This is a genomic window from Hydrogenophaga sp. (assembly GCF_019264445.1).
Taxonomy (GTDB): Bacteria; Pseudomonadota; Gammaproteobacteria; order Burkholderiales; family Burkholderiaceae_C; genus Hydrogenophaga.
Genome location: NZ_JAHVAB010000081.1, coordinates 162,645 through 171,212, shown reverse-complemented (window position 1 = coordinate 171,212; position 8,568 = coordinate 162,645). Strand labels below are relative to the sequence as shown.

The window sequence follows — 8,568 nt, the reverse complement described above, 5'->3', positions numbered from 1 at the left end:
GGGCCAGGCCGAGGTGCTGGTGATCACACCCGAGTCGCTCTCGCTGCTGCTGTCGTACCCCGAGACGGCGGCGCAACTCACCGGCCTGCGCGGCGTGGTGGTGGACGAGTGGCACGAACTGCTGGGCAACAAGCGCGGCGTGCTGCTGCAGCTGACCCTGGCGCGCATTCGCTCGCTCGCACCCCAGGCCGTCACCTGGGGGCTCTCGGCCACCATTGGCAACCTGGAGGAAGCCCGCGCGGTGCTGCTGCCCCACCGGCCCGATGCACCGCTGGTGCGCAACGCACCGCGCCGCCGCCTCACCCTCAAAACCCTCATGCCTGCGGCGGGCGAGCGGTTCTCGTGGGCGGGCCACCTGGGCCTTTCGCAGATCGACCGGGTCATGCAGCTGATCGCAGGGGCGCGCACGGCCATCCTGTTCACCAACACGCGGGCCCAGGCCGAGCTGTGGCACCGCGCCCTCTCGTCGATCTGGCTGGAGGCGCCCGAGACGCTGGCCCTGCACCACGGCTCGCTGGAGACGGCGCTGCGCCTGGAGGCCGAGCAGGGCCTGCGCGACGGCCGCGTGCGCTGCGTGGTGGCCACCTCCAGCCTGGACCTGGGCGTGGACTTTCCCGCGGTGGACCTGGTGCTGCAGATCGGCAGCCCCAAAGGCATCGCCCGCCTGCTGCAGCGGGCCGGCCGCGCCCACCACCGCCCCGGCGCCCCCGGCGTGATCCACTGCGTGCCCACGCACGCACTGGAGCTGGTGGAGTACGCCGCCGCGCGGCGCGCCGTGGCCGCAGAGCACATCGAAGCGCGCAAGCCCTTGGTGCTTTCGCTGGACGTGCTCTCGCAGCACTGCATCACCCTGGCCCTGGGCGGCGGGTTCGAGCCTGCGCGCCTGCTCGCCGAGGTGCGCGGCACACACGCCTTCGCCGCGCTGAGCGACGACCAGTGGGCGGGTGTGATGCAGTTCATCGAACGCGGCGGGCAAGCCCTGGCGCAGTACCCCGACTTTCACCGCACCGTGCGCGACGCCGACGGCCTGGTCCGCGTCACCGACCGGCGCGTGGCCCTGCGCCACCGCCTCTCCATCGGCACCATCACCGCCGACGGCGCCATGCAAGTGCGCTTTCTGCGCGGCGCGTCGCTGGGCAGCGTGGAAGAAAGCTTCATCAGCCGGCTCAAGCCGCGCGACCGTTTCCAGTTCGCCGGGCGCACACTGGAGCTGGTGACGGTGGACCAGATGACGGCCTATGTGCGCACGGCCAAAGGGGTGAGCGCCACCGTGCCGCGCTGGCAGGGTGGGCGCATGCCGCTGTCGACCGAGCTGGGCGCGGCGGTGGAGGCGGCGCTTTCGGGCCCGCGCGACGAGCCCGAGCTGCGCGCCCTCGCGCCGCTGCTCGACCTGCAGGCCCGCGACTCGGCCTTGCCCACACCACACACCTTGCTGGTGGAATCGGTGCAGACGCGGCGCGGCGGCTCGCTGTTCGTGTATCCGTTTGCCGGGCGCACCGTGCACGAGGGCATGGCGGCGCTGTTCGCGCTGCGCTGGGCCAGGCATGCGCCCAACACCTTCGTGTACGCCGTGAACGACTACGGCTTCGTGCTCACCTCGCAAACGCCCGCCCCGGTCGACGCTGAACTGATCCAGCGCTTGCTGGCACCGCATGCGCTGATGGAAGACCTGCAGGCCGGCATGAACCTCACGGAAATGGCACGCAGGCAGTTCCGCGACATCGCCCGCGTGGCCGGCATGCTCACGCCCTCGTTACCCGGCGCGGCGCAGCGCAGCCAGCGCCAGCTGCAGGCGTCCAGCGGCTTGCTGTTTGACGTGCTGCAGCGCTACGACCCGCAGCACCTGCTGCTGGCGCAGGCCGCGCGCGAGGTGCTGGACGCGCAGATGGATGTGCAGGCCCTGGCCGCCACGCTGGCGCGGTGCGCCGCGCGGCGCCTGGACCTGCACCACCCACGCACCCTCACGCCCTTGTCGTTCCCGCTGTGGGCCGAAACCGTGCGCGGCGAGCTCAGCACCGAAGACTGGTCGCAGCGCGTGCGCCGCGCGGCCGAACAGTTGCAGGCCCGCCATGGATGATGCGCTCGACATCGTGCTGGCCGGCGAGCCGGTGCGCCTCTTCGCCGATCGCGCCCTCTACTGGCCCGCGCGCCGCCGCCTGCTGGTGGCCGATGTGCACCTGGGCAAGGACGATGCCTTTCGCGCCGCCGGCATTGCGCTGCCCACCGGCGGCGCGCACCAGGACCTGGACCGGCTCACGGCCCTGATCGCGCGCAGCGGCGCCGAGTCTGTGTGGTACCTCGGTGACTTGCTGCACGGCCGGCACATCGACACCCAGTGGACGCAAGCGTGGCAGGCGTTTCGGGCGCGGCACGCGGGCATGGACATGCGGCTGATCGAGGGCAACCACGACCGCGCGGCGACCCACGCCGCGCTGGGCATACAGCTGCAAGGCGAACGCGTGCAGGACGGGCCGTTTGTGTTCGCCCACGCCCCGTGCACCGACCTGCCACACGGTGCCCGCCTGGCCATCTGCGGCCACGTGCATCCGGTGGTGCGCGTGCCGGGCTTTCGCGGCCGCTTTCCTGCCTTCGCGCTGGTCGAACAGCAACTCGTGCTGCCCGCCTTCTCGCTGTTCACCGGCGGCCAGCTCGTGGAGCGCGCACAGGCCCGCTATGGCTGCCTGGCAGGGCACCTGCTCGACATCGGCGCCACCGCCCCGACCGCGCGCCGGAGCCCGCGCCGCGGCCGCCCCCTACACTCCTGAGCATGGCCCGCGTCACACTCTGCAAACCCTGTCTCTGGACCGCGCTGATCGGCATCGGCATCCTGATTTTCTGGTACTTCAAGGTGCTGGCACTCGGCTACTACTGGCTCAGCACCACCCTGAACGCCGCGCAGTGGAAAGACGCCTCGCTCTGGCTGCCCGGGTACGAGGTGACGGTGGAAGGTCTGGCCATCGAAGGCCTCTCGCGCAACGCCTCGGGACTCACGTTCAACACCGAGACCGGCACGCTCTTCACCGTGATCAACCGCCCGCCACAAATTGCCGAGCTCACCACCGACGGGCGCCTGCTGCGCACCATCGAGCTCGAAGGCGCGAAAGACCCCGAGGGCATCACCTACGTGCAGGGCGACACCTACGTCATCTCCGACGAAGACAGCCACAGCATGGTCTGGCTGCAGATCGGGCCACAGACCACGCGCGTGTCGGTGGCCGGCAAGCCCAGCCTGGGCGTGAACATCGACGCTGTGCACAACAGCGGCTTTGAGGGCGTCTCGTGGGACAGCGAACAGAACCGCCTGTTTGTGGTGAAAGAAAAGATGCCCCTGCGCGTGCTCGTGGTTCGCGGGCTGGACGTGTTCAACACTTCCGCCGGCTTCAACATCGACATCAGCGAATGGAAGTCGTCCGACGCCGCCTCGCTGTTCATGAGCGACCTCTCCTCGCTCACGCTGCACGAACCCACCGGCCACCTGCTGCTGCTCAGCGACGAGTCCGCCCTGGTGGTGGAATACGCGCCCGACGGGCAGCCCATCAGCGTGCTGCCCCTGTGGCGCGGCTTCAACGGCCTGCAGCGCAAGGTGCCCCAGCCCGAAGGCCTGGCCGTGGGCCCCGATGGCGCGCTGTACGTGCTCTCCGAGCCCAACCTGTTTTACCGCTTCGAACGCCGCACCGCCACGTCTGGCCTCTAGGCTGTTCCCAACTCAACCTCACGAAAGACCATCACCATGGGTGCACAGTGGAAAGCCAAGCACAAAGACCTCGCCGCCAACGCCAAGGGCCGGCTGTTCGGCAAGCTGGCCAAAGACATCATGATCGCCGCGCGCCACGGCGCCGACCCGGCCTCCAACGCGCGGCTGCGGCTGGTGGTGGAGCAGGCGCGCAAGGTCTCCATGCCCAAGGACACGCTGGACCGTGCCATCAAGAAGGGCGCGGGCCTCACCGGTGAAGCGGTGCACTTCGAACACGTGATCTACGAAGGCTTTGCGCCGCACCGCGTGCCGGTCATGGTGGAGTGCCTCACCGACAACGTGAACCGCGCCGCCTCCGACATGCGCGTGCTGTTCCGCAAGGGGCAGCTGGGCACCTCGGGCAGCGTGTCGTGGGACTTCAACCACGTCGGCCTGATCGAAGCCGAAGCCAGCACCGCGGGCGCCGACCCCGAGCTCGCCGCCATCGAAGCCGGCGCACAGGACTTCCAGCCCGGAGACGAAGACGGCGTGACGCTGTTCCAGACCGACCCGACCGACCTCGACCTCGTGAGCCGAGCCCTGCCTGCGCAGGGCTTCACCGTGTTGTCGTCGCGGCTGGGCTACCTGCCGAAGAACCCGGTCGACCCCGGCAGCCTCAACGCCGAGCAGCTGGAAGAGGTGGAAACCTTCCTCGCCGCACTCGACGCCAACGAAGACGTGCAGAACGTGTTTGCCGGCCTGGGCGGCTGAACGCGCCCCGAACTGGCCGACAATTCACCCATGAACGACACGACCGCATCCCCCTCCCGCCCACCCCTGCCCGACCACCTGTCCATCGACCCGCGCAGCCCGCACCACGTGGCGGCCGTGTTCGAGCACGACATCGGCATCCGCCTCAACGGCAAGGAGCGCTTTGACGTCACCGAGTACTGCATCAGCGAAGGCTGGGTGAAGGTGCCTTCGGGCAAGACGCTGGACCGCAAGGGCAACCCGCTGCTCATCCAGCTCAAGGGCACCGTCGAAGCGTTCTACAAATAGAGACGTTTCGCCGCGAACCTGCCGCGCAGAATCGGCTCGAAAGAGACCACCATGCGACGCAGAACCCTCCTTATCTCCCTCCCCCTGGCCATGGGCGGCCCCGCCATGGGGCTGGCCGCCGGCACCGACACCGAAGACCGCCCCGAGCAGCCCAAGGGCTACCCGGTGTCGCTGGCACAAATGCAGCAGGCACTGGCCCAACGCTTTCCGCGCCGTTACCCCGTGCAGGGCCTGCTGGACCTGGACCTGCAAACCCCGCGCCTGCACCTGCTGCCCGAGCAGAACCGCCTGCGCGCCGAAATGGCCGTGGCGGCCGCCGGGCCGGCGCTCAACCGGGTGCACCAGGGCAGCTTCGACGTGGACTTTGCCTTGCGCTACGAACCCAGCGACCGCACCCTGCGCGCCCACCAACTGCGACTGGCGCGCCTGACCTTCCCCACCCTGCCTGCGCGCGCCACCGAAATGATCAACCTCTACGCCCCCACGCTGGCCGACCAGTCGCTGCGCGAGGTGGTGGTGCACGAACTCACGGCGCAAGACCTGCGCGCCGTGGACGCCATGGGCATGCAGCCCGGCGCCATCACGGTGACGAAAACCGGCCTCGTGGTGGGCCTCGTGCTCAAGCCGCTCTAGCGCTCCCGGGCGTCCGCCACCGAACTGAACTTGCGCGGCGCACCCGACTCCCACGGGGAGCCTTGTAAGGTTGTGCCGTCCAGCCCGACCCATACGCATGAAGCCCACCACCATGAACCGACGCCTCACCGTGAAACTGCTCGCCTTCTTCGGCCTCGGCGCCCAGGCCGCTGCGCCTGTGGCCAGCGCCACCGCCGCCACCGACCCCTGGAAACTGCCTGCTGCCGAGTGGAAGAAGCGCCTCACGCCAGCCCAATACGAGGTGCTGCGCAACGAAGGCACCGAGCGCGCCGGCACCAGCCCGCTGAACGCCGAGAAGCGCAAAGGCACCTACCACTGCGCGGGCTGCGACCTGCCGCTGTTTGCGTCCGACACCAAATACGAGAGCGGCACCGGCTGGCCCAGCTTTCACACGCCCCTGCCGGGGGCGGTCGGCACCAAGACCGACTACAAGCTGATCCTGCCGCGCACCGAGTACCACTGCGTGCGCTGCGACGGCCACCAGGGCCACGTGTTCAACGACGGCCCCAAGCCCAGCGGCCAGCGCTACTGCAACAACGGGGTGGCGCTGCGCTTTGCGCCGGCGGCGGCATGATGGCGCGCCGTTTGCCCGGCCGTCTGGCCCCGCTGCTGGCGCTGCTGCTCGCCACCGGCGCCCTGCCCGCCCACGCTCAAGCCACCGCCAAGGCCACCTTTGCCGGCGGCTGCTTCTGGTGTGTGGAGGCCGACTTCGACAAGGTGCCCGGCGTGGTATCCACCACCTCGGGCTACATCGGTGGCACCGTGGCCAACCCCACGTACCAGCAGGTCTCGCGCAAGAGCACGGGCCACGCGGAGGCGGTGGAAATCGTGTTCGACCCGGCCAAGGTGAGCTACGCCACGCTGGTGGAAAAGTTCTGGCGCACCATCGACCCCACCACCAAAGACCGCCAGTTCTGCGACAGCGGCAACCCGTACCGCACGGCGATCTTTGCGCACGACGCCACCCAGCTGGAGACCGCGCGGCGCTCGCTGCAGGCGCTCGAAAAGAGCAAGCCGTTCAAGGAGCCCATCGTCACCGAGATCGTGATCGCGGGGCCGTTTTACGCGGCCGAGGACTACCACCAGGACTACTACCTGAAGAACCCGATTCGCTACAAGTACTACCGTACCAGCTGCGGGCGCGATGCGCGCCTCGAACAGCTCTGGGGCAAGCCGTAGCGCTTGTTCGCCTGGCGCACTAGCCGCGCGGGTGGTGCTGCGCCACGATGGTCTTGAGGCGTTCGCGCGCCACGTGGGTGTAGATCGTGGTGGTGGAAATGTCGGCATGGCCCAGCAGCATCTGCACTGCGCGCAAGTCGGCGCCGTGGTTGAGCAGGTGGGTGGCAAACGCGTGGCGCAAGGTGTGCGGCGACAGCGGTGAGGTGATGCCCGCCTGCTGCGCGTACTTCTTCACCAGCTGCCAGAACATCGCCCGCGTCATGGCCTCGCCCGCCCGCGAACCGCGCGAGGTGACGAACAGGTCTTCGCTCTGCAGGCCATTGAGGATCTCGCCACGCGCCTGCGCCAGGTAGCGCTGCAGCCATTGGCCCGCCAGTTGCCCGAAGGGCACCAGGCGCTCCTTGTTGCCCTTGCCGGTGATGCGCAGCACGTGCTCGTTCATGCCCATATGCCAGGTCTTGAGCGTGACGAGCTCGCTCACGCGCAGGCCGCTGGCGTAGATCAGCTCCAGCATGCAGCGGTCGCGCAGACCCAGCGGCGTGCCCACGTCCGGCGCATTCAGCAGCGCCTCGACCTGCGCCTCCGACATCGTCTTGGGCACGCGCAGCGGCTGGCGCGCGGGCACCAGGCGAAGCGTGGGGTCGGTGTGGATGAAGCGTTCGCGCAGCGCCCAGCGGAAGTAGCGCTTGAACACCGTGAGCCGCCGGTTGGCGGTGGTGGCGCGCGTCTGGGCGTGGCGTTCGCTGAAATACGCGTTGAGGTCGGCTTCCTGCGTCTCGGGCAGCGTCTTGCCACGCCCGGCCAGCCACTGGCCGAGCAGCACAAGATCGCGCCGGTAGGCATCGAGCGTGTTGCGCGAGAGGCCTTCTTCCAGCCAGAGGCTGTCCACGAAGGCCCCGGCGAGGCCTTCGCTGGCCGACGCCAGGGCCGGGTCCATCACTCCAGCTTGAGCTTCTGCTTGACGACCACTTCCTTGTAAACCTCGAACTCGGCCTTGATCTGCGCGGTGAATTCGGCGGGCGTGTTGCCCACGATCAGCGAGCCGGTGTCTTCAATGCGCTTCTTCACGGCCGGGTCGGTCAGGGCCTGCTTGGTGGCGTTGTAGACCTTGTCCACCACGTCCTGCGGCAAGCCCTTCGGGCCGATCAGGCCGTAATACGCCATGCGGTTCACCGGCTCCAGGCCCACTTCCTTGAAGGTCGGGATGTCGGGCAGCACGGCCAGGCGCTGCGGCGCGGCCACCACGATGGCCACCAGGCGGCCGGACTTGATGTGCGGCAGGGCCGAAGGCAGGTTGTCAAAAATGATCGGCACCTGGCCACCCACGGTGTCGTTGAGCGCAGGGCCCGCGCCACGGTACGGAATGTGGGTGATGAAGGTGTTGGTCAGGCTCTTGAACAGCTCGGTCTGCAGGTGGCCAATGCCGCCGGTGCCCGAGCTGGCGTAGCTGTACTTGCCGGGGTTCTTCTTGAGCTCGGCCACAAAGGACTTGTAGTCTTTGGCCGGGAAGCTGGGGTGCACCGCGATCACGTTGGGCGTGGCCGCGATGTTGACGATGGGCGTGAAGTCCGTGAGCGTGTTGTACGGAATCTTGTCGTTGATGGCCGGGTTGGCCGCCGTGGTCGACACCGTGGCCATGCCCAGCACGTAGCCGTCGGCTGGTGTGCGCGCCAGTTCGGTGGCACCCACCACACCGCCGCCACCGGCCTTGTTTTCCACCACCATGCTCTGGCCCAGGGCCTTGCCCAGGGAGTCGGACATGACACGCGCAATGATGTCGGTGGTGCCGCCGGGCGCGAAGGGCACCTGCAGTTTGATGATCTTGTTGGGGTAGGCCTGCGCCCACGCACCACCGGCCGCAGCCACCGAAGCGGTCACCAGACCGAGCGCCACCATCTGACGACGAGAAACCATGACATGTACTCCTTGCGTTGAAACATCGAAAGAATAAAGGGGTCGCAGCATACCCCTACCAGCACCGCACTGTAGACGGGGTGGGGGTG

10 protein-coding genes are annotated in these 8,568 nt (G+C 68.5%); 8 read left to right on the top strand and 2 right to left on the bottom strand.

Features of this window, described 5'->3' with window-relative positions:
* From KXJ60_RS19110 to msrA, 8 genes are all read left to right on the top strand, one after another.
* On the top strand, window positions 1–2,077 hold a 2,077-nt coding region (locus tag KXJ60_RS19110; RefSeq protein ID WP_291131519.1), incomplete at its 5' end, for a ligase-associated DNA damage response DEXH box helicase.
* The gene (gene pdeM / locus KXJ60_RS19105; RefSeq protein WP_291131517.1) at window positions 2,070–2,765 is read left to right on the top strand and encodes a ligase-associated DNA damage response endonuclease PdeM; all 696 of its coding nucleotides are present in this window, start codon (window positions 2,070–2,072) and stop codon (window positions 2,763–2,765) included. The genes KXJ60_RS19110 and pdeM, both read left to right, overlap by 8 nt.
* Before the next feature lie 2 nt (window positions 2,766–2,767).
* Window positions 2,768–3,694, top strand: coding sequence for an SdiA-regulated domain-containing protein (locus KXJ60_RS19100; protein WP_291131515.1), 927 nt, complete (start codon window positions 2,768–2,770; stop codon window positions 3,692–3,694).
* A gap of 36 nt (window positions 3,695–3,730) precedes the next feature.
* Complete coding sequence (locus tag KXJ60_RS19095; RefSeq protein WP_291131513.1) at window positions 3,731–4,444, top strand: YebC/PmpR family DNA-binding transcriptional regulator; 714 nt, start codon at window positions 3,731–3,733, stop codon at window positions 4,442–4,444.
* Window positions 4,445–4,474: 30 nt separating this feature from the next.
* Window positions 4,475–4,732, top strand: a complete 258-nt coding sequence (locus KXJ60_RS19090; RefSeq protein WP_291131511.1) for a DUF3297 family protein — start codon at window positions 4,475–4,477, stop codon at window positions 4,730–4,732.
* Between the two features lie 51 nt (window positions 4,733–4,783).
* On the top strand, window positions 4,784–5,365 hold the full coding sequence (locus tag KXJ60_RS19085; protein WP_291131509.1) for a DUF1439 domain-containing protein: 582 nt from the start codon (window positions 4,784–4,786) through the stop codon (window positions 5,363–5,365).
* Window positions 5,366–5,477: 112 nt separating this feature from the next.
* Entirely contained in the window at window positions 5,478–5,960 is a 483-nt protein-coding gene (gene msrB / locus KXJ60_RS19080; RefSeq protein ID WP_291131507.1) for a peptide-methionine (R)-S-oxide reductase MsrB, read from the top strand.
* Window positions 5,957–6,565, top strand: a complete 609-nt coding sequence (gene msrA, locus KXJ60_RS19075) for a peptide-methionine (S)-S-oxide reductase MsrA (RefSeq protein WP_291131506.1) — start codon at window positions 5,957–5,959, stop codon at window positions 6,563–6,565. The genes msrB and msrA overlap by 4 nt, the downstream gene beginning before the upstream one ends.
* A 19-nt stretch (window positions 6,566–6,584) precedes the next feature.
* Here msrA and xerD read toward each other — a convergent pair whose 3' ends face one another.
* Window positions 6,585–7,502: a site-specific tyrosine recombinase XerD gene (xerD, locus tag KXJ60_RS19070; RefSeq protein ID WP_291131504.1), complete on the bottom strand. Its 918-nt coding sequence runs from the start codon at window positions 7,500–7,502 to the stop codon at window positions 6,585–6,587.
* Complete coding sequence (locus KXJ60_RS19065) at window positions 7,502–8,479, bottom strand: tripartite tricarboxylate transporter substrate binding protein BugE (RefSeq protein WP_291131503.1); 978 nt, start codon at window positions 8,477–8,479, stop codon at window positions 7,502–7,504. Before KXJ60_RS19065 ends, xerD begins: the two co-directional genes overlap by 1 nt.
* Window positions 8,480–8,568 lie beyond the last annotated feature (89 nt).